Raw genomic sequence first — 18,716 nt, forward strand, 5'->3', positions numbered from 1 at the left:
AGGCGCTCCTTTACAGAATCGGCAACGGCAGCGTCGTCACGTGCGACAGCCCGCCGACGCCTTCGAGGTACTGGCGTTCGTCCTGGCCGACCACGTCGCGCAGGTACGCCGCCGTCTTCGCATCGTCTTCCGCGCTGGCGCAGTACGCGCGCAGGTGCGGCAGGTCCCAGCCGTAGGCCGGCCCGCACGACGTCGGGTGTGCGCCGCCCGGCGCGTGCACGACGCCGGTGACGAGCGAGCGCTCGAACGGATTGCGTTTCGCTGCGTCGAGGTCTTCGCTCGCGAGCGACGCGTCGACCGTTTCCGCCGACACGTAACAACGCTGCGCGGCACGTGCCATCCACGCGTCGAAGAACGGATCGGGGCCGTCGATACGCGTGTTGCCCATCCGGTCGGCCGCGTTCACGTGCAGCAGCGCGACGTCGAGGCCGATCGCCGGCATCGCGAGCAGCGTTTCGCCGTCGTCGTACGGCGACTGCACCGTGCGCAGTTGCGGCGCGTGATCGAGCAGCGCGGTGCCGAGCCCGGCACGCGTCGGCAGGAACGGCAACCGGGCGGCGGCCGCGCGCAGGCCGAGCTGCAGCATCCCTTCGTCGAGTTCCAGCACGTCGATGCGGCCCTGTTCACGCGCACGGCGGAATTGCGGTTCGAGCGGGATCACGTCGAGCGACACGAAGCCGAACACCACCTTGCGTACCTTGCCGGCCGCGCACAGCAGCCCGACATCGACGCCGCCGTACGCGACGATCGTCAGATCCTTCAGGTTCGAGCGCGCGATTTCGCGCACCAGCGCCATCGGCTTGCGCCGCGGCCCCCATCCGCCGATGCCGATCGTCATGCCGTCGGCGAGTTGCGCGACCACGTCGCGCGCGGACATCGTCTTGTCGAGAGGTTTCATCGTCATCGTGCTGGCTTACCGGTATCCGATGCTGAAATCGTGGCCCCACTGGCTCACCTTGGTGGCCTCGAACACCGCGTGCTTCGACCAGTCGACCGTGAGGCCGCCGAAGCCGTATTCGAGATCGAAGCCGCCGGGGGTCTTCATGTAGAAAGAGATCATCTGGTCGTTGCAGTGACGGCCGAGCGTCGCGGACATCTTCACGTCGTGCGCGGCGACGCGGTCGAGCGCGCGGCCGACTTCGTCCATCGAGTCGACTTCGGCCATCACGTGCACGCAGCCCGACGGCACGGCCATCTCGAACAGCGCGAGGCTGTGATGGCGCGCGTTGCGGCAGTGCATGAAGTGGATGCGCTTTTCGGGTTCGGCGGGATCGGGCGTGAATTTCACGCGATAGATGTCGGACAGCTCGAAGCCGAGCACGCCGCGCACGAACGCATCGGTCGCGTCGAACTGCGGCGCGGGCAGCACTGCGTGGCCGAGCCCCATGTCGCCGGTGACGAAGTGCGCAACACCCAGCGGCGACACGAAACGGCGGAAATCGCAGCGCGCGCCCCAGTACAGCTCGTGGCGGTTGCCGGACGGGTCGGTGCACCACGCCATCGCCTGCACGCGGCGCAGCGCGGCTTCGGCGGGCGTCGCGCGGATCGGCTCGACGCCGGCCCGCTGCAGCACCGCAAGCGCGGCGTCGAACGCGGCGCCGTCGCGCAGTTCCCAGCCCGACGCGAAATAGCGGTCGGTCGAGCCGGGGACGATCACGTAGCGGAAATCGCGCTCGTCCATCTTCAGGTACAACGCACCGTCGGGCGCGTCGAGCGCCTGCATGCCCAGCACGTCTTCCGCGTAGCGGCGCCACGCATCGACGCGCGTCGCCTCGACGACGACATAGCCAAGCGCACGGACATCGATCATGTCGGCCTCCTCCTGGTTCAGAATCCGTTGTTCGTGAAAGGATTCTGGCCGGTCGGGGGTGGTGTTACATCGTCTGTTGGGACGAGAGGCGGCGGGGAATCGGAGCGGCGCAGACGCGCGCGGCAGCCCGGCGGAACGGGCCATGCATGCGGAAGGAGAGGGGAAGCCGGTACAGGGTGCCGCGACGCGGCAACCCGGATCAGTCGAACGGGTTCAGCAACCTGACGCCGGTGCGGGCGAAATCCGCGACGTTGCGCGTAACCACGGTGAGATCGTTGATCAGCGCGGTGGCCGCGATCAGCTTGTCGAGTTCGTGCGTCGGATCGGGCACGCGCAAATGCCCCCACGTCTGGCTGATCTCGATGTCGACCGGCAGGATGTTCGGTGCATAGCCGGCCAGGATCATTGCCACCCAGGCCTCGAGCGCCGACGCCTGGGGGTGATCGCCGCGATGACGGATCAGGTCGACGCCGCGGCGAAGTTCAGCAACTGTCACGACGGACAGGTAAAGCGGGCTGGCGTCCGCCGCGGCCTGCCGGAAGAACGCCCGCACGCCACGGTTGGTTCGCTTGCCCTTCCTGATTTCACTGATGACGTTGGTATCAATCAAATACACGCCTGGCCTCGCCGGAATCCTGAATACGTTGAAAATCCGCGTCTTCGCCGACATCGGGCATGCTCATCAGCACTTGCGCAAATGTCTTTCGCTTCGGCCTGCCGAGCGCATCGGCCAGAATGGCCCGATGTTCGGCCTCGGCACTCCGGCCATTTGCCGCAGCCCGCTCACGCAGGCTCTGAACGATATTGTCATCCACGTTACGTACCAGTAGATTTGCCATGGTTCCCTCCATCCAGATTGATATCAATGATAGCGCCATGACCGGGAATTGCAATCATTGCTATCATCGCCAGCAACGGAAGGAGGACGGTGGTCGGCGTCAGCGAACGGCAACGAACCGCATGCCCCCTTTCGGCATGCGCCGCTCGCCAGACACGTCGAACTGCTGTTTGAAAGGTAAGCCGGATCGGAACGGCAGGAAAGACGGCCGATCGGCTATTCACGGCTGAACGGCCTGCGCGGGCGCGCGCCGGTCGATGCGGGACGGATGCATTCACCGACTCCGCGCGCGGTGCTCGCGAGGGTCGTCGGCCCTCGCGTGCCGACATCCGTTGGCCCGGCCTGATCGGCGATGCCGGCCATTCCCCGCCCGGCACACGCAACGACGCCCCGCCGCTCAGAACCGATACGAAATCCCGATCTGCAACACCGGATACCACCGGTAGCGCGACATCACCTGCCGCAGCGAATCCAGCCCGCTCGCGGCCAGGATCTGGCTCTTCGCGGGCCCGGCCGCGGCCGCCAGTTCCGGCGACAGCGTGTACGAGCATTTCGGTATCCCGTACGCAACGCCGAGATCGGCGACGAATCCCAGCCCTTTCGACGCCGGCCGGTGCCCGTAGCCGATCCCGAAGTACGGCATCACGGTCGGATAGCGCGCTTCGGCCACCGCGTACATCCCCGGCATCGCCGGATAACGCTTGCCGCCGAACACATAAGTGCCATTGGTCGGCACCGATACGCCGCGAAGCTCGTCGTCGTTGAAGCGTAGCCCGAGCGTCGCGCGGAAGCCGCTGCCTCGCCACGGAAAGATGTCCGCGTACAAGCCGCCCTGGCGCAGCTTCAGGTCGTCCTGATAGCGATTGCCGGCCACCGTGAAGTCATGCGAAAGATCGATCGCATTGAAATCCGCATGCGCACCGAGCATCGAATTGAAGCTCACGGCCGCGCCGATGCCGACGCCCTGCGTGCCGCCCTGCAGGTAGATTTCCTGCGCATGCGCACTCGCGGCGAACACCACCGCGACGAATGCCCATTGGTTCACTGTCGTTTTCACGGGCGCCTCCCCCGACATGTGCCGGGCGCGCCTCGCCAACGCATGCGGCCAGCGCCGTCATGCGTGATGCGAACCCCGGCACGACACCTCGCAAGCACGCTTGCTGTTCGACGGATCGGGAACACGTTGCCCATGCGCATGACCGATACGACATGCGCGGCAGGTACGCCGCGACAGGCGACGCCCGCGGCCCGATCCGATTCCCCGTTTGTTTCGATGTCGTTGCATGCCGCCGACGCGTTCGTCGTTCTCGCGAAATTCGTTTGCGCCAGCGGCACCGGGTCAACCGCAAGGCACGTGCCATGCGGCGCGAATCGAAGCGGGAAAAGCGTGTCCGCGTCGCACGGGCGGCGACGCGGGGCGCAATGGTGGGGAAATGTTTCAGGAACGTATCCGTATCCGGCGCGCCGGGCCGAAAGGCGCGATTGGCGGAATTGCGCGTCGATCGCGCAACGCCTGCGGAACGAGGCCGGACGGCCGTCAGCGCACGCGCGTCGCCATGACGATCAATCGTGTGCAGAGGAATACGTCGGAAAAGCGTTGCAAAAGTGTGACCTTTGGGCGGGCGCACGCGATGCCGATGTGCGATCGTGCGTGACGAGGCAGGGTGAATACCGATGCGTGCGCATCCATCTGTCCGTGTCCGGCACGGATGCGATACGCGAGCCGATCGGTATATCGGCCTGCGTCGTCGATGATTTTCGGAAGGGTTGGCGCGCGCGATATCCGCGCGCAAAACTACCGACCGTTCAGATACGGTTGTCCGAATGAATTTGCCGCTTCGGCATGCCGCTACAACCCATACCCACCGGAAACATTCAACTGCTGCCCGGTAATGTACCCAGCCCGATCCGACGCCAGGAACACCGCCGCCCGCCCGACATCGTGCGCCTTCCCCCAGCGCTTGAGCGCGAGCATCTTCTGCGTCTCGTCGATCCACGCCTGGTCGAACTGCCCCTGTTCGAGCAGCACCGGAAACATCCCGGCCTCGATCACGCCGACCAGGATCGAATTCGCGCGAATGTCGTAGCGCCCTTCTTCGCGCGCCAGCCCTTTCACCAGCGCCTCGTTCGCCGCCTTCGGTGCGACCGACAGCCCGTCGCGGTCGGGCCAGCGCAGATGCCCGGCCGACCCGAGCGTCACGAACGATCCGCCGCCCGACGCACGGAAGTGCGGCAGCGCGGCCTTCGCCGCCACGAAGAAGCCGATCGTCTCGACATCGATCGCGCGGCGCCAGTCGTCGTGCGTCATGTCGCCGATATGACGCTGGTTCACGAACGGCCCGGCCGCCCAGACCACCGTGTGCACGCGGCCATGCGCGCCGATCGCGGCCGCGAGCGCGGCGTCGACCTGTGCGGGATCGGTCACGTCCGCGCAGTGCGTGGTGGCCGCGACACCCTCGCCTCGAATGTCGCGCGCGACCCGCTCGGCCACGTCGGCCTTGCTGCGGTAGCCCACCGCGACCGGCACGCCGGCCCGCGCGAACTCGAGCGCGACACCCTGCCCGATCCCGCCGCTGCCGCCGAACACCAGCACCGCACCCTGCGGAAACCCGTTGTCGTTCATGCGTTCATCCCGTTCGTGTACGGCGGCGGCGTTCAGGCCGCCGCCTCGGTCCCCGCCCGCAGGCGGTACTTCAGCACCTTCCCGGCTGCACTCGTCGGCAGTTGCCCGACGAACGTGAAATAGCGCGGCACCTTGTAGTTCGCCATGTTGCGACGCGCCCAGTCGTTCAGTTCGTCGGCGTCGGCATGCGCGCCCGGCCGCAGCACGACATACGCGTGCCCGACCTCGCCGAGCCGCGTATCGGGCACGCCGACCAGCGCGACCTGCGCAATCGCCGGATGCGCGGCGAGCAGCCGCTCGATCTCGGCCGGATAGCAGTTGAAGCCGCCGACGATGAACATGTCCTTGATGCGGTCGGTGATCTTCAGGTTGCCGTTCGCATCGACGCAGCCGAGATCGCCCGTATGCAGCCAGCCATCGGGATCGACGGTTTCGCGCGTCGCGTCCGGCTGGTTGAAATAGCCGCGCATCACGTTGTAGCCGCGCACCCAGATCTCGCCGGTCTCATTTGGCCCGAGCGGCGTGCCGCCCGGCCCCGCGATACGTAATTCGACATCCGGCATCGGCCGGCCGGACGTACAGGCGACCGTCTGCGCATCGTCGCCTTGACGGCACAGCGTCGCGAAGCCGCACGATTCGGTCAGCCCGTAGCCGGTCAGCACCGTCTCGAAGCCGAGCTCGGCGCGCATCCGTTCGATCAGGCTCGGGGCGATCGCCGCCGCGCCCGTGACCGCGATCCGCAGCGACGACAGGTCGTGCGTCGCCCGATCGGGCGCGTCGAGCAGCGCGTAGTACAGCGTCGGCGGGCCGGGCAGCACCGATATGCGGTCGACGGCAACGCGCCGCAGCACGTCGGCCGGCTGGAACACGAGATGCGGCAGCACGGTCGCACCGCTCGACAGCGCGGCGAGCCAGCCCGCCTTGTAGCCGAACGTGTGGAAGAACGGATTGACGATCAGGTAGCGGTCGTCAGGACGCACGCCGGCGATCGCCGCCCATGCCTGCGCGGCGCGCAGGTTCTGGCCGTGCGCGGTTATCACGCCCTTCGGGCGGCCCGTCGTGCCGGACGTGAACATCAGGTCCATCACGGTGTCGGGCGTCACTTGTGCCTCGCGTTCGCGCACCGCGTCCAGCGGCACCTCGGCGCCGCGCGCGAGGAACGCGTTCCAGGTCTCGTCATGCGCGCCGCGCGGCGGTTCGCCATCGAACACGACGACACGTTCGAGCGTCGCGGGGCGGTGCGGCGCGAGCATCGCCGGATAGGATTCGCCGAGGAACGTGCCGCAGCAGAACAGCAGCCGCGCGCCGCCGTCGTGCAGGATGCCGCCCACCTCCATCCCCTTCATCCGCGTGTTGACCGGCACGAGAATCGCGCCGACGGTGTGGATCGCCAGCGCCGCGACGATCCATTGCGGCAGGTTCGGCGCCCATACCGCGATGCGGTCGCCGGCCTCGATGCCGCTCGCGAGCAGCGCGCGAGCTGCGTCGAGGCGGGCCGTGTCGAGTTCCGCGTAGGTCAGCCGGCCGTGCTCCGACTCGATCGCCGGATGCGCGCCGTGGCGCGCGGCTGCCCGCGCGATCAGCGCGGGCGTGGTCAGGATTTCGTTGTCCATCGTCATAGATCAGGGTGGCCGTGCGCGCCGCCGGCGCGCGTCGGCTCAGTCGGGAAACACCACGCGCAGTGCATCGCTCGCGGGCCGTGCGCAACAGGCGAGCGTCCAGCCGGCCGCGATCTCGTCGTCGTCGAGCACGTGGTTGCTGTCGAGCGCGACCTCGCCGCGCTCGATCCGGCACATGCACGCGCCGCATTGCCCCATCCGGCAGGAATTCGGCGCCGGCACACCCGCGCGCAGCATCGCGTCGAGCAGCGTTTCGCCGGGCGCGCTGTCGAACGCGAACGCGTCGCCGTCGAGCACCGTCTCGATCGCCGCACCGTCGCCGGGCGACGAGGTTGCCGCCGTAGTCGCTGTAGTCGCGGCCTGCGCCGGTGCATCGGGCAACGACGCGAACCGCTCGACATGCACGCGCGCACGCGGCAGCCCGAGGCCGAGCATCGCGGCCAGCGCGTTCTCCATGAACAGCGCGGGCCCGCAGATGAACGTCTCCTGCCGGCTGAACGGCCGCGCGAGTTCCTCGAGATGGCGCTGCTGCGGAATGCCCTGCACGCTGTCGAGCCAGTGGATCACGCGCACGCGCCCGGGATGGCGCTGCGCGAGCTGCTGAAGTTCGTCGCGGAAAATCACCGAGCGCTCTTCGCGGTTCGCGTAGATCAGCGTCAGCATCCCGCGCCCGTGCACGAGCGCCGATTTCAGGATCGACAGCACGGGCGTGATGCCGCTGCCGCCCGCGAACAGCAGCAGGTCGCCGTCGAGTGCGCGCGGCGTGAACACGCCGGCCGGCGGCAGCACCTCGAGCGTGTCGCCCGCCTGGACTCGGTCGCACAGCCAGTTCGACGCCCGGCCGTCGCGCACGCGCTTGACGGTGATCTTCGGCGCGGCGTCGATGCCGGGCGCGCTCGACAGCGAATAGCAGCGCGCAACGGCCGCGTCCGCGCACGGCACGTTCAGCGTCAGGAACTGCCCGGGCCGGTACGCGAATGCGTCGCGCAACGCGGCCGGCACGTCGAACACGAACGAGCACGCGTCGTCGCTTTCGGCAATCACTTCGGCGACGGTCAGCCGATGGAAGCGCGAATCGCTCATCGCCGGCTCCTCACGTCACGCGGCCGCACGGGCCACCGGCGCGCCGGGCGTCGTGTAGGCGCCGTCGAGATAGACGAGCGGATCGACGTCACCGCACATCAGCACTTCGCGAATGCGCCCGATGAACACCGTATGCGTGCCGTATTCGAAGCGGCCGTCCTGCTCGCATACGAGGCTCGCCTGCGAATCGCGCAGATAGGGCACGCCGTGCGGCGACGTGTGCCAGTCGCCGGTCGTGAAGCGCGCTTCGCCCTTCAGCCGGCCGCTGCAGTCGATCGCGATGCCTTCGTGGCGGGCCGACAGCACGTTCACGCAGAACGGGGCGCCCGCATCGAGCGGCGGATACAGCGACGCGGTGCGGTTGATGCAGATCAGCAGCGAAGGCGGATCGGTCGACAGCGAGTCGACCGCCGTCGCGGACATCGAGTAGCGCCGGCCGTCGTGCGCGCTGCTGATGACCGTGACGGAGCGCGCGAGGCGGCGCATCGCGAGCAGCATGTCGGTGCGCAGCGGATGGGGGGTGAGATCGCTCATCTTTGGACTCCGTCAAGTTCAGTCGTGGATGGCCGGGCCGGCTGGCCGCCGGCGTCGGCCGCGTGCGCGGCCAGGTGATCGGCGGCGATGAAACCGAAGGTCATCGCCGGGCCGAGCGTCGAGCCCGCACCGGGGTAGCTCGCGCCCATCATCGACGCGCTGGTGTTGCCGATCGCGTAAAGGCCGGCGATCGGCTCGCCGTCGGCGCGCAGCACGCGGGCCAGCGCGTCGGTGACGAGCCCGCCCTTCGTGCCGATGTCGCCCGCGTCGATCCGCACCGCGTAGAACGGCGCCTGGTCGACCGGCCCGAGGCACGGGTTCGGCTCGTTCCGCGGATCGCCGTAGTACGTGTCGAACGCGTTGTCGCCCTTGCCGAACGCCTCGTCGATTCCGGTCGCCGCGTAGCGCGCCATGTCGCGCAGCGTGTCGTGCAGCCCGGCCGCGTCGACGCCGATGCGCGCGGCCAGCGCGTCGATCGTGTCGGCCTTCACGAGCACGTCGCGAAACGCCGCCGGAATCCGCGCATCGGGCATCATCGACGCCGGCATGATCGGCCCGCACGGATACTTGCGCCGAAACCGCGCGTCGAACACCATCCATGCAGGCACGCTCGCACCGGTGCGCGCATGGTCGCGATACATCGCCGGCACGAATTCGGAATACGGCGCGGCTTCGTTGACGAAGCGCTTGCCGAGGCTGTTGACGATCACGCAGCCCGGCAGGTTGCGCTCGACGAACAGCGCGCGCTGTTTCTCCTCGCCGGCGACCCCGACCGTCGGTGCGCCCCACACGTGCTCCATCAGCGCCAGCGCGGCGCCGAGCCGATGGCCTTCGGCGATCGCATCGCCGGTGTTGGCAGGCGGCGTCGCGCTCCACTGCGCCTGCGTCGGTTGCGGCAGGTAGCGTTCGCGCATCGGCTGGTTACGCTCGAAACCGCCCGCGCCGAGGATCACGCCGCGTCGCGCGGCGATCGTCACGGGCTGCCCGAAACGCTGCGCGCGCACGCCCGTCACGCGGCCGTCCACGTCGAGCAGGTCGCGCATCGGCGTGTCGAGCCACACCGGCACGTTGCGCTCGAGCAGCGCGCGGCGCAGCCCGCCGATCAGCGCGTTGCCGAGCGTCAGGCGCCGGTCGCGCCGCGTGCGGCGGCGCATCCCGATATCGAGCCAGTAACGGCCGAACTGTGCGATCGCGAGCTTCATGAAGCCGGGCCCGCGCGAGAACAGCGTGTGCGCTTCCTTCGACGTCACCGCCACGCGCCCGCCGATCAGCGTGCCGGGCGACGGCGGCCGCAGCCGGTCGAGCTCGTCGCCGAGCAGCGCGCCGTCGAACGGCAGCGGATCGAGCGCGCGATAACCCGGCATCGCGCCCGGCACCTTCTGGAAATAGTCCGCGTACTTCGGCAGCGACTGGTAGCGCACGGGGGTCTTCGATTCGAGGTAGCGCAGCATCTCCGGCGCGCGGTCGAGATACGTGTCGAGCTTCTCGGGCGTCGACGCGCCGGCCACGCAGGCTTCGATGTAGCCGCGCGCGGCCTCGCGCGAATCGGTCGCGCCCAGCTCGGCGATATGGTGGTTGCACGGCACCCAGATCCCGCCGCCCGACACGGCCGACGTGCCGCCGTACAGCGCCGTCTTCTCGATCACGACGACGGACAGGCCGCGGTCGGCCGCGCGGCACGCGGCGAGCAGCGCGCCCGCGCCCGAACCGACGACCACCACGTCGAACACGTATTGCTGTGCTTGCGGGTCGTTCATCGCGTCTCCGTCAGATGAAGAAGTCGGTGTTCTCGCGGCCGAGCATCACGGCGCCGAGGTTCTGGCCGAAACGGTCGACGTTGTTCGCGTAATGCGCGCGGGCCGCATGCAGGTCGAGGAAGCGGCGCACCAGCGGATTGCGGTGATAGATGCCGTTGCCGCCCGCGTAGCGCAGCAGCGCGTTCGCCGCCTGCGCGCAGCGCTCGGCGACCTGCGCGGACTGGTAGCGGAAATGCACGCGGCGCTCGATCGACACGGCCGGACCGCCCGTCACCGACGCCATCAGTTCCGCGAAATTGCGCCTGAGCAGCACCTTCATCTCGTCGATCGCGACGGCCGCGTTCGCGCACGCGTTCTGCGCGCCCGGATCGTCGGTCGTCTTCGCGCCGCTGTTGGCCGACACGCGCGTGGCCGCATAACCGATGAAATCGTCGAGCGCGCCCTGCAGCGCGCCGATGCACGACGTGCACACGGCGCGCACGAAGATCTGCGCGAACGGCAGCCTGAACAGCGGCGCGTCGTTGACGGCCAGGCCCGGGCTCGTGCCCATCATCCCGTCGATGGCCTTGTGCGTGCGGTACGCGGGCACGAACACGTCGTCGACGACGATGTCGTGGCTGCCCGTCGCGCGCAGGCCGAGCACGTCCCAGTCCTGCTCGATCCGGTAGTCGGATTTCGGCAGCAGGAAGGTGCGGTATTCGGGCGGTTGGCCAGCCTCGGCTGGCGGAACCAGCGCGCCGAGGAACACCCATTCGCACAGTTCGCTGCCGCTCGAGAACTTCCAGTGGCCCGACAGGCGAAAGCCTCCGTCGACCGGCGTGACGCGGCCGACCGGCATGTAGGTCGACGCGATCAGCGTCGCCGGGTCGTTGCCCCACACGTCCTGCTGCGCGCGCTCGTCGAACAGCGCGAGCTGCCAGTTGTGCACGCCGACGACGCCGTACACCCACGCGGTCGACATGCAGCCGCGCGCGAGTGCCATCTGGATGTCGAAGAAGGCCTGCGGATCGAGCTCGTAGCCGCCGTAGCGCTTCGGCTGCAGCACCTTGAAGAAGCCGGCGGCCTGCATGTCGGCGATCGTCTCGGCCGGGATGCGGCCCTGCGCTTCCGCCTGCGCGGCGCGGCCGGCCAGCGTCGGCGCCAGCGCCTCGGCCCGGGCGACCAGCGTGGCGGCCAATGCGTTCGAATCGTTGTCGCGATGCACGAATGTCTCCTGTGGAACGGAGGCTGCGCCGCGGCGCCCGCCCCGCTCTCGTTCATGGTTGTTCTGCGCGGCCTGGCCGCGGGCGATGCTCGCCACCACCGATGGTCGGCTTCGCGCGACCGCGCCGCATCGTCCGACCGGACGGGACGACGGGCGCGGCCCGCCCCGCCTTACGCGCAGGCCCGCTCCTTCTCCTTGTTGAAGAACGGGATCACGTGCTCGCCGATATTGCGGATCGTCTCCATCTGCGCTTCGTGCGGCACCGTGCCCATCTGGCACAGGAACAGCACTTCGTCGACGCCGGCTTCCTGCAGGCGGCCGACATAGCCGATGCAGTCGTCCACCGTGCCGTACGCGTGGTTCGGGTTCATCATCGCGAGCGCCGGATCGGCGAAGTTCACGACGACTTCCTCCGACGCGAAGCGCGAGCGGATCACCATCTCGCCGGTGTCGGCCTGCACGAGGTCGTCGCCCCACTTCGCCGGGTCCGGACGCTCGCCGCCCGTGTACCAGTACGCGAGCGATTCCATGAAGTAGCGCTGGCCGCGGATGCCGATCTTGCGGGCGGCCTGGCCGTCGGCCATCACGACCGTCGGGCACAGCGCCGCGAGGTGCTGGGTCGGGCGGAAACCGACCTGGTCTTCCGGCTTGCGGTTCGCCCACGCTTCGCGATACACGGCGTTCTTCTTCGCGACTTCATCGGGGCCGCCGAAACCGAGCACCAGCGCACCCATCCCGCGCTGGCCGGCGCGCAGCAGCGCGTCGGTGTTGGTGCACGCGAGGTACATCGGCGGGTGCGGATCCTGGAACGGCTTCGGGTGAATCGGACGCTTCGGGATCTTGATGTACTTGCCGTCGTGCTCGATCTCGTCCTGCACGAACATCTTCGGCACGAGGTACATCGATTCGTCGATCATCGGCTGCAGCTCGTTGAGGTCGTAGCCGAACGCGCCTGCTTCCTGCTGGCTCCCGCCCTTGCCGACACCGAAATGCACGCGGCCGCCCGACAGGATGTCGAGCAGCGCGACGCGCTCGGCGACCTTGATCGGGTGGTTCATCGCGGGCGGCAGGCATACGACGCCGTGGCCGAGGCCGATGCGCGTCGTGCGGCCGGCCAGGTACGCAAGGAAGGTTTCCGGCGCGCTCATGTGCGCATAGTTGGTCAGCGACGTGTGCTCGACGCACCAGATCGTGTCGAAGCCGACCTGCTCGGCGAGCAGCGCCTGTTCGACCGTCTCCTTGAACACCCGGTGGTCGCCCTCGCGCGATGCGTCGGTGGTCTGGGCTTCGTAGATGAGGGAAAACTTCATTGCGTGCGTCTCCATGTATGTTGGACGAGTCGGGGTCGCGCAGCCCGCCCGCACGATACGGACGAATAGCGACGGTCCACGGATGGGAGTGTCGGCGCGCGGCCGGGCGCGGGCATCGTCTGTTCGGAGTATCGGCACGCGTGCGGGGACAGAGGGGTTTCACGGTCATCCGATCGGACTGCGTGAGCGCGCGAACGGCGCGCTAGCATCGAACGGCGGCACGTTGCACGCCGCCCACATCAAGACAAGGGAGATCCGGGATGAAGGTTTCGATGCTGCTGTATCCCGTCGACGACATCGACACGGCGCTGCCGCTGTTCGTCGACGGGCTGGGCCTGAACGTGAAGTTCCGCGACGGCGATCGTTATTGCGCGCTCGACGGCGGCCCGCTGACGATCGCGCTGGTCGCGGGTGACGAGCAGATCGTCGAGCGCGCGGCGCTCACGCTGCGCGTCGACGAGGACGACGACCTGTATGCGGCGATGGCGCGGGTCGTGAAGGCCGGCGCGTCGGTGCGCGTGCCCGTGCAGGCCGGGCCGCACGAATACCGCGCGGTGCTGGAGGACAAGAACGGCGCGCTGCTGGTGATTTCGCAGAAGCGGGCCGCATGACGGTCGCATGATGGCCGCGTGACGGAGCACATCACATCGCGTTGCGCGGGCGCCGGAACCGGGCGCGTCGCGCGTGGCGAGCCCGTTACGCGTTCGCGCCCGGCGTGCTCAGGTCGCTCGCTTCCAGCAATTCGAGCAGCGTGCGCGCCGGCTGGCTGAGCCGCTTCGCTGCCAGTGCGATGAATTCGATGTCGGGCAGCACGGGCAGCGCGCCGCCGTTGACCAGCGGCGCCAGCCCGCCCGTCGACAAATAGTGCGACGTCGCGGTCAAGCCGAGCCCCGCGCGCGCGGCCGCGATGCAGCCCGGCTGGCTGCTGCTCGAGCACACGACTTCCCAGCCGATGCCCTTCTCGGCGAGCGCGTTCAGGACGATCGCGCGCGTCACGCTCGGCTCGGCGACCAGCACGAGCGGCAGCGGCCGCTCCGGATCGACGACGGTGCCGGGCCGCGCGACCCACTCGAGCCGCGTGCGCAGGAGCGGCGTGCCGCGCCGCTCGCCGAGCCGCCGCTTGCCGATCATCAGGTCGAGCGCCCCCGCGTCCAGCCCTTCGTAGAGCCGGCTCGTCATGCCGGTGGTGATCTCCAGCGCGACGTCCGGGTGCGCGGCGCGAAACCCGGCCAGCACGTCCGGCAACGCGACGAGCGCGAGATCGTCCGGCGCGCCGAGCCGCACCAGGCCCTGCAGCCTCGGCTTGCGGAATTGCGATTCCGCGCGGTTCAGCGCCTGCAGGATCACGTTCGCATGCACGAGCAGCGCCTCGCCATCGGCCGTCATCGCGATCGAATGGGTGTCGCGCACGAACAGACGCCGCCCGACGCTTTCCTCGAGACGACGGATGTGTTCGCTGACGCTCGACTGGTTGAGCCCGAGCTGCCGGCCCGCTTCGGTGAAGCTGCGGCAGTTCGTGACGGTCGCGAACGTCTTGAGCCAGACGGGATTGAGCATCCCGCATTGTCATCGTTGTTTCCGATGACAGTCAACGTCATCAGGCAGCTTCCCGATGACCGCCGGAATCGGTACCATCGTGCGCTTGAAGACCGGCTGGCGCCGTGCCGACGCGCCGCCCGCGCCGGCCTTTGCACCATCGAATTCGCCATGTCCCGGGAACCCACACACTCCGCGCTGCTCTGGATCGTCGCCGCTGCGTTCTTCATGCAGTCGCTCGACACGACGATCGTCAACACCGCCCTGCCTTCGATCGCGCAAAGCCTGCACGCGTCGCCGCTCGCGATGCAGCCCGTCGTGGTCGTCTATACGCTGACGATGGCGATGCTCACGCCGGCGTCCGGCTGGCTGGCCGACCGGTTCGGCACGCGCCGCGTGTTCTCGATTGCCATTCTCGTGTTCGTGCTCGCATCGATCGCCTGCGCGGCGTCGCATACGCTCGGCCAGCTCGTCGCCGCGCGCGCGCTGCAGGGCATCGGCGGCTCGATGCTGCTGCCGATCGGGCGGCTCGCCGTGCTGCGCCGCGTGCCGGGCGAACAGTACGTCGCGGCGATCGCGTTCGTGTCGACCGCAGGCCAGCTCGGCCCGATCGTCGGGCCGACGCTCGGCGGCTGGCTCACGCAGGCGATTTCGTGGCACTGGGTGTTCATCGTCAACGTGCCGGTCGGTGTGGTCGGCTTCCTCACCGTGCAGCGCTACCTGCCGCACGACCAGGCGACACAACCGCCGCCCTTCGATTTCGTCGGCTGTGCGCTGCTGTCGGTCGCGATGATCGCGCTGTCGCTCGCGATCGACCCGCCGATGCCCGCGCATCGCGCCGCATGGGCGGCCGGGCTCGCGGCGCTCGGGCTGGCGAGCGCGCTCGCGTACCTGCCGTATGCGCGGCGCCGCGCGCAGCCGCTGTTCCGGCTCGGGCTGTTCCGCGAGCCGAATTTCGGTTCGGGGCTGCTCGGCAACCTGCTGTGCCGGATCGGCACGAGCTCGGTGCCGTTCATGCTGCCGCTGCTGATGCAGGTGCAGCTCGGCTATACGCCGCTGCAATCGGGGCTGATGATGCTGCCGGCCGCGATCGCAGGGGTCATCGCGAAACGCTGGATCGCGCCGCTCGTGAAGCGCTTCGGCTATGCGACGTTCCTGGTCGTGAATACGGGGATCGTCGGGTGCGCGATCGCGGGGTTCGCGCTGGTGTCGGTGCGGCCCGCGCCGCTACTGGAAAGCGCGCTGCTGATCGTGTTCGGCACCGCGAACTCGATGCAGTTCGCGGCGATGAACGGCGTGACGCTCAAGGGGTTGTCGCATGCCGACGCCGGCAGCGGCAACAGCCTGTTCACGATGATGCAGATGCTGGCGATGGGGCTCGGCGTGTCGATCGGCGGCGGCCTCGTCAGCCTGTTTGGCGCCCGTCTGGGCTCGATGGCGCACGGATTCATGCTGTCGTTCGCGTGCATGGGTGGGGTGACGCTGCTGTCGTCCGTCGTGTTCCGGCGGATCGACACGGTCGCGCCAGCGGCCGGTGCCGCAGCGCGCCCGTCCGCGTGAGCGCGGCCGTCAGTTCACCTGACGGCGCCCGACGACGCGCTTGAGCACCCAGCGAATCGACGAGCCGTCGGCCGGCGGCTGAGCCACGCGGTATTCGTCGATTTCGAGCGTGTACAGGTATCCGGGCTGGTACGCGAAGCCTTCGATGCCCGCGTACCACAGGCTCCATGGCTCGTTCGGGCTGTTTCGCACCTGCAGGCACTCCATCGGCGCGACGCCCGTGCATCGCGCGGATTGCGGCGCGACCTGGACGGTTCTGGTCACCGGCTTGCCGTCGTCGGCCGGGCGCACCGCGTTCGGCGCCGTGGCGACCGCGTCGGTCTGGCATCCGGCGACGAGCGTGCTGCCGGCAATGACGGCCGCGCCGAGCAGCGTTCTGGATTGGCGAATCATCTGATGTTCCTCAGGGAGCGTTGGCGGGCCGATTAGAAACCCTCGCCGCAAGAAAGTTCACAAACACCTTACAGAAATCGGGCCGCCACCTTCATTCGTGGGACGCCGCGCGCGCGCCGGTACGTTACCGTGATCCGGTTCAGCCGCGCGCATCACCGCCAGCGGCTCGCACGTGCACGCCGGGCGGCGACGCGGCCTGTTCAGCCCTGCCGGCCCGGTGCCCGCAACAGGAGACAACCCGGATGTCCACGGCGCCCGCGGCCCCGCCGTCGTATCTCGCCCAGCACGGGCCTGCGCAAGCCCAGCACGGGCCTGCGCAAGCCCGACGGAATCGAGTGCGGTTTCCGCGTGTGCCACGGCGGCAACGCCCGTTCGACGAGCACCGGCCGCCCGGAAAACCGCGACGACAACGCGCAACGCACACCAGCCATGCCGATGGCGCGGCGCGGCGAGTCACCGCCACATCGCGAAAACGATGACGCGGCTGTGCGCGCCCGCCGCGCGCTTCATTGCCCGTCTGGCAATCGCCGTCGACGGCGGGTTCATCGTGTGATGATCGTGTACCATCGACGCTTCCCGACTGGCTTGATCGCGCCGCGTTCGTCCGCCCGCCTCCACGCGTACGATCCGCTCAGCGCACCCCGCTTCGCATGACCTCACCCGTTCCGTCCGACACCGCGCTGCGCCCGCTGCCGATCGATGCGCTGACCGTGCCGGCCGCGCTCGATGGACGCACGGGCACCAACCGCTCGACCGGCACGCATCCGCAGATTGCCGCGACCAACGACCTCGACGCGGTGCGCGCCTGGCTCGCGCGCTTCGTCGACACACCGACCACGTTCCAGAACTACCGCAAGGAAGCCGAGCGCCTGCTGCTGTGGGCCCTGATCGCGTGCGGCAAGCCGCTGTCGTCGCTCACGCACGAAGATCTGATCGTCTACCGGCAGTTCCTGCTCGCGCCCGCGCCGGCCGAGCTGTGGTGCGCGAACGGCGGACGCAAGCATCCGCGCGACGATCCGCGCTGGCGGCCGTTCTACGGGCCGCTGTCGGCGGCCAGCCAGCGGCAGGCGCTGGTGATCCTGAACGTGATGTTCTCGTGGCTCGTGCAGGCCGGTTACCTGGCCGGCAATCCGCTCGCGTTGTCGCGCCAGCGGCAACGCCGGCCCGCACCGCGCGTCACGCGCCATCTCGCGCAACCGCTGTGGCAGTCGGTCAAGGAAGCGATCGCCGCGATGCCGCGCGACGACGCGCGGGCGAGCTTCCATGCGGACCGCGCGCGGTGGCTGTTCACGCTGCTGTATCTCGGCGGGCTGCGCATCACCGAAGCGGCCGACACGACGATGGGCCAGTTCTTCTGCCGGCGCGACGCGGACGGGCGCGACCGCTGGTGGCTCGACGTGACGGGCAAAGGCGGCCGGCAGCGGCTCGTGCCGGCGACCGACGAAATGATGACCGAGCTGTCGCGCTACCGGCGCGCGCACGGCCTGCCCGCGTTGCCGTCCGACGGCGAGCCCACGCCGCTCGTGCTGCCGGTCGGCCAGGCGCACAAGCCGCTCACGCGCGCGGCGCTGCACCGGATCGTGAAGCAGGTGTTCCGGCAAGCGGCCGACCGGCTGCGTGCGAACGGCGAAGCCGGCGAGCAGCAGGCACGCGTGCTCGAACAGGCATCCGCGCACTGGCTGCGCCACAGCGCGGGCTCGCACATGGCCGACGGCCGCGTCGACCTGCGACTCGTGCGCGACAACCTCGGCCACGTGTCGCTCACGACGACGAGCCAGTACCTGCATGCGGACGACGACTGGCGGCATCGCGAGACGGAGGAGAAGCACCGGATCGGATGGTAGGCGCGCACCGGCCTGGCGGCTCCCGGCTCGCACGCCACGCCGGCGCTCAGTGATCGAGTTCGAGCCCGCCCAGGCCGTTGTTGCTGCGGCATTTCGCGCGGTCGCTTTTCGCCGGCACGTCGATCTGGCCGCACAGCACGTCGATGCGCTTGCGGTAGCTGTCGATCAGGCACTGCGTCGTCGTGCAGCGGTTACGCGTCTTCAGCCACGCCCTCTGCGTCGCCATGAACTGCTCGTACTCGGGCGGATCCTCGACCGGATAGTTGCTGAAGTCGTAGAGCATGTGCTGGAAATCCGCGTTGAGCGCATCGTCGAGACGCGACAACGTCGGATTGGTGCAGATTTCACGCTCCACGAACGTGGACGCCTTCGTGCAGTTGAACGACGCGGCGTGCGCGCCGGTCATGCCGGCGACGACGGCCAGCGCAACGAGCCATGCTTTCATGTGGGTGCCGTAACGAAGAAACCGGCGGCCGCGGATCGGCTCGCCGTGGCGGACGAACGGGAATGCGCGTCGCCGGATGCCCGTCGCCGGTTGCCCGTCGCCACGATCCGGCAGCTTAGGGCAACGCGCATCGCAGTTCAATACGCAGCGCCGCTTCCCC

At 68.9% G+C, this 18,716-nt stretch carries 18 protein-coding genes; 3 read left to right on the forward strand and 15 right to left on the reverse strand.

Annotated elements, in window-relative coordinates; genetic code table 11:
- Positions 1-10: 10 nt before the first annotated feature.
- The 12 genes from FOZ70_RS20455 to FOZ70_RS20510 all read right to left on the reverse strand — a co-directional run bounded on the left by FOZ70_RS20455 (position 11) and on the right by FOZ70_RS20510 (position 12,778).
- A complete protein-coding gene (locus tag FOZ70_RS20455; RefSeq protein WP_219706597.1) occupies positions 11-904 on the reverse strand; it encodes a CoA-transferase in 894 nt (297 codons plus the stop codon).
- 9 nt (positions 905-913) lie between these two features.
- Positions 914-1,810: a VOC family protein gene (locus FOZ70_RS20460; RefSeq protein WP_219706598.1), complete on the reverse strand. Its 897-nt coding sequence runs from the start codon at positions 1,808-1,810 to the stop codon at positions 914-916.
- A gap of 199 nt (positions 1,811-2,009) precedes the next feature.
- Positions 2,010-2,426, reverse strand: coding sequence for a type II toxin-antitoxin system VapC family toxin (locus FOZ70_RS20465; RefSeq protein ID WP_230962748.1), 417 nt, complete (start codon positions 2,424-2,426; stop codon positions 2,010-2,012).
- Positions 2,413-2,649 (reverse strand): hypothetical protein, encoded by a 237-nt coding sequence (locus FOZ70_RS20470; RefSeq protein ID WP_021159426.1) that lies wholly within the window; start codon positions 2,647-2,649, stop codon positions 2,413-2,415. The genes FOZ70_RS20465 and FOZ70_RS20470 overlap by 14 nt, the downstream gene beginning before the upstream one ends.
- A gap of 396 nt (positions 2,650-3,045) precedes the next feature.
- The gene (locus tag FOZ70_RS20475; RefSeq protein WP_059487948.1) at positions 3,046-3,723 is read right to left on the reverse strand and encodes a hypothetical protein; all 678 of its coding nucleotides are present in this window, start codon (positions 3,721-3,723) and stop codon (positions 3,046-3,048) included.
- A gap of 774 nt (positions 3,724-4,497) precedes the next feature.
- A complete protein-coding gene (locus tag FOZ70_RS20480; RefSeq protein ID WP_219706599.1) occupies positions 4,498-5,271 on the reverse strand; it encodes an SDR family oxidoreductase in 774 nt (257 codons plus the stop codon).
- Positions 5,272-5,303: 32 nt separating this feature from the next.
- The gene (locus FOZ70_RS20485; protein WP_276573444.1) at positions 5,304-6,890 is read right to left on the reverse strand and encodes a FadD3 family acyl-CoA ligase; all 1,587 of its coding nucleotides are present in this window, start codon (positions 6,888-6,890) and stop codon (positions 5,304-5,306) included.
- Positions 6,891-6,929: 39 nt separating this feature from the next.
- Positions 6,930-7,973, reverse strand: a complete 1,044-nt coding sequence (locus FOZ70_RS20490; RefSeq protein ID WP_219706601.1) for a ferredoxin--NADP reductase — start codon at positions 7,971-7,973, stop codon at positions 6,930-6,932.
- 15 nt (positions 7,974-7,988) lie between these two features.
- Entirely contained in the window at positions 7,989-8,507 is a 519-nt protein-coding gene (locus FOZ70_RS20495) for a flavin reductase family protein (RefSeq protein WP_021159417.1), read from the reverse strand.
- Positions 8,504-10,264: an FAD-dependent oxidoreductase gene (locus FOZ70_RS20500; RefSeq protein WP_219706602.1), complete on the reverse strand. Its 1,761-nt coding sequence runs from the start codon at positions 10,262-10,264 to the stop codon at positions 8,504-8,506. The genes FOZ70_RS20495 and FOZ70_RS20500 overlap by 4 nt, the downstream gene beginning before the upstream one ends.
- A gap of 10 nt (positions 10,265-10,274) precedes the next feature.
- Positions 10,275-11,468 carry an acyl-CoA dehydrogenase family protein gene (locus FOZ70_RS20505; protein ID WP_219706603.1) on the reverse strand — a complete coding sequence of 398 codons (1,194 nt, stop codon included), beginning with the start codon at positions 11,466-11,468 and terminating at the stop codon, positions 10,275-10,277.
- A gap of 170 nt (positions 11,469-11,638) precedes the next feature.
- On the reverse strand, positions 11,639-12,778 hold the full coding sequence (locus FOZ70_RS20510; protein ID WP_011355016.1) for an LLM class flavin-dependent oxidoreductase: 1,140 nt from the start codon (positions 12,776-12,778) through the stop codon (positions 11,639-11,641).
- Positions 12,779-13,038: 260 nt separating this feature from the next.
- Between FOZ70_RS20510 and FOZ70_RS20515 the strand changes: the two genes are divergently transcribed.
- On the forward strand, positions 13,039-13,389 hold the full coding sequence (locus tag FOZ70_RS20515; protein ID WP_011355015.1) for a VOC family protein: 351 nt from the start codon (positions 13,039-13,041) through the stop codon (positions 13,387-13,389).
- Between the two features lie 85 nt (positions 13,390-13,474).
- On the opposite strand, the gene FOZ70_RS20520 is transcribed toward FOZ70_RS20515, so the two are convergent.
- Complete coding sequence (locus FOZ70_RS20520; RefSeq protein WP_021159414.1) at positions 13,475-14,335, reverse strand: LysR family transcriptional regulator; 861 nt, start codon at positions 14,333-14,335, stop codon at positions 13,475-13,477.
- 150 nt (positions 14,336-14,485) lie between these two features.
- Between FOZ70_RS20520 and FOZ70_RS20525 the strand changes: the two genes are divergently transcribed.
- Complete coding sequence (locus FOZ70_RS20525) at positions 14,486-15,874, forward strand: DHA2 family efflux MFS transporter permease subunit (protein WP_060052437.1); 1,389 nt, start codon at positions 14,486-14,488, stop codon at positions 15,872-15,874.
- Positions 15,875-15,883: 9 nt separating this feature from the next.
- On the opposite strand, the gene FOZ70_RS20530 is transcribed toward FOZ70_RS20525, so the two are convergent.
- A complete protein-coding gene (locus FOZ70_RS20530; protein WP_104766223.1) occupies positions 15,884-16,267 on the reverse strand; it encodes a DUF4377 domain-containing protein in 384 nt (127 codons plus the stop codon).
- A 650-nt stretch (positions 16,268-16,917) separates the two neighbouring features.
- On the opposite strand from FOZ70_RS20530, the gene FOZ70_RS20535 reads away from it, so the two are divergent.
- A complete protein-coding gene (locus tag FOZ70_RS20535; RefSeq protein ID WP_219706604.1) occupies positions 16,918-18,111 on the forward strand; it encodes a tyrosine-type recombinase/integrase in 1,194 nt (397 codons plus the stop codon).
- A gap of 46 nt (positions 18,112-18,157) precedes the next feature.
- Here FOZ70_RS20535 and FOZ70_RS20540 read toward each other — a convergent pair whose 3' ends face one another.
- Entirely contained in the window at positions 18,158-18,556 is a 399-nt protein-coding gene (locus tag FOZ70_RS20540; protein ID WP_219706605.1) for a lysozyme inhibitor LprI family protein, read from the reverse strand.
- Positions 18,557-18,716 lie beyond the last annotated feature (160 nt).

Origin of the sequence: Burkholderia sp. COPS, assembly GCF_019425585.1 — a bacterium.
GTDB classification, from domain to species: Bacteria; Pseudomonadota; Gammaproteobacteria; order Burkholderiales; family Burkholderiaceae; genus Burkholderia; species Burkholderia cepacia.

Coding starts and splice junctions, on each gene's coding strand:
- FOZ70_RS20500 (WP_219706602.1), bottom strand. CDS start 10,264: ATGAACGACCCGCAAGCACAGCAATACGTGTTCGACGTGGTGGTCGTC.
- FOZ70_RS20530 (WP_104766223.1), bottom strand. CDS start 16,267: ATGATTCGCCAATCCAGAACGCTGCTCGGCGCGGCCGTCATTGCCGGC.
- FOZ70_RS20520 (WP_021159414.1), bottom strand. CDS start 14,335: ATGCTCAATCCCGTCTGGCTCAAGACGTTCGCGACCGTCACGAACTGC.
- FOZ70_RS20475 (WP_059487948.1), bottom strand. CDS start 3,723: ATGTCGGGGGAGGCGCCCGTGAAAACGACAGTGAACCAATGGGCATTC.
- FOZ70_RS20455 (WP_219706597.1), bottom strand. CDS start 904: ATGACGATGAAACCTCTCGACAAGACGATGTCCGCGCGCGACGTGGTC.
- FOZ70_RS20535 (WP_219706604.1), top strand. CDS start 16,918: ATGACCTCACCCGTTCCGTCCGACACCGCGCTGCGCCCGCTGCCGATC.
- FOZ70_RS20460 (WP_219706598.1), bottom strand. CDS start 1,810: ATGATCGATGTCCGTGCGCTTGGCTATGTCGTCGTCGAGGCGACGCGC.
- FOZ70_RS20480 (WP_219706599.1), bottom strand. CDS start 5,271: ATGAACGACAACGGGTTTCCGCAGGGTGCGGTGCTGGTGTTCGGCGGC.
- FOZ70_RS20470 (WP_021159426.1), bottom strand. CDS start 2,649: ATGGCAAATCTACTGGTACGTAACGTGGATGACAATATCGTTCAGAGC.
- FOZ70_RS20495 (WP_021159417.1), bottom strand. CDS start 8,507: ATGAGCGATCTCACCCCCCATCCGCTGCGCACCGACATGCTGCTCGCG.
- FOZ70_RS20490 (WP_219706601.1), bottom strand. CDS start 7,973: ATGAGCGATTCGCGCTTCCATCGGCTGACCGTCGCCGAAGTGATTGCC.
- FOZ70_RS20525 (WP_060052437.1), top strand. CDS start 14,486: ATGTCCCGGGAACCCACACACTCCGCGCTGCTCTGGATCGTCGCCGCT.
- FOZ70_RS20510 (WP_011355016.1), bottom strand. CDS start 12,778: ATGAAGTTTTCCCTCATCTACGAAGCCCAGACCACCGACGCATCGCGC.
- FOZ70_RS20515 (WP_011355015.1), top strand. CDS start 13,039: ATGAAGGTTTCGATGCTGCTGTATCCCGTCGACGACATCGACACGGCG.
- FOZ70_RS20540 (WP_219706605.1), bottom strand. CDS start 18,556: ATGAAAGCATGGCTCGTTGCGCTGGCCGTCGTCGCCGGCATGACCGGC.
- FOZ70_RS20485 (WP_276573444.1), bottom strand. CDS start 6,890: ATGACGATGGACAACGAAATCCTGACCACGCCCGCGCTGATCGCGCGG.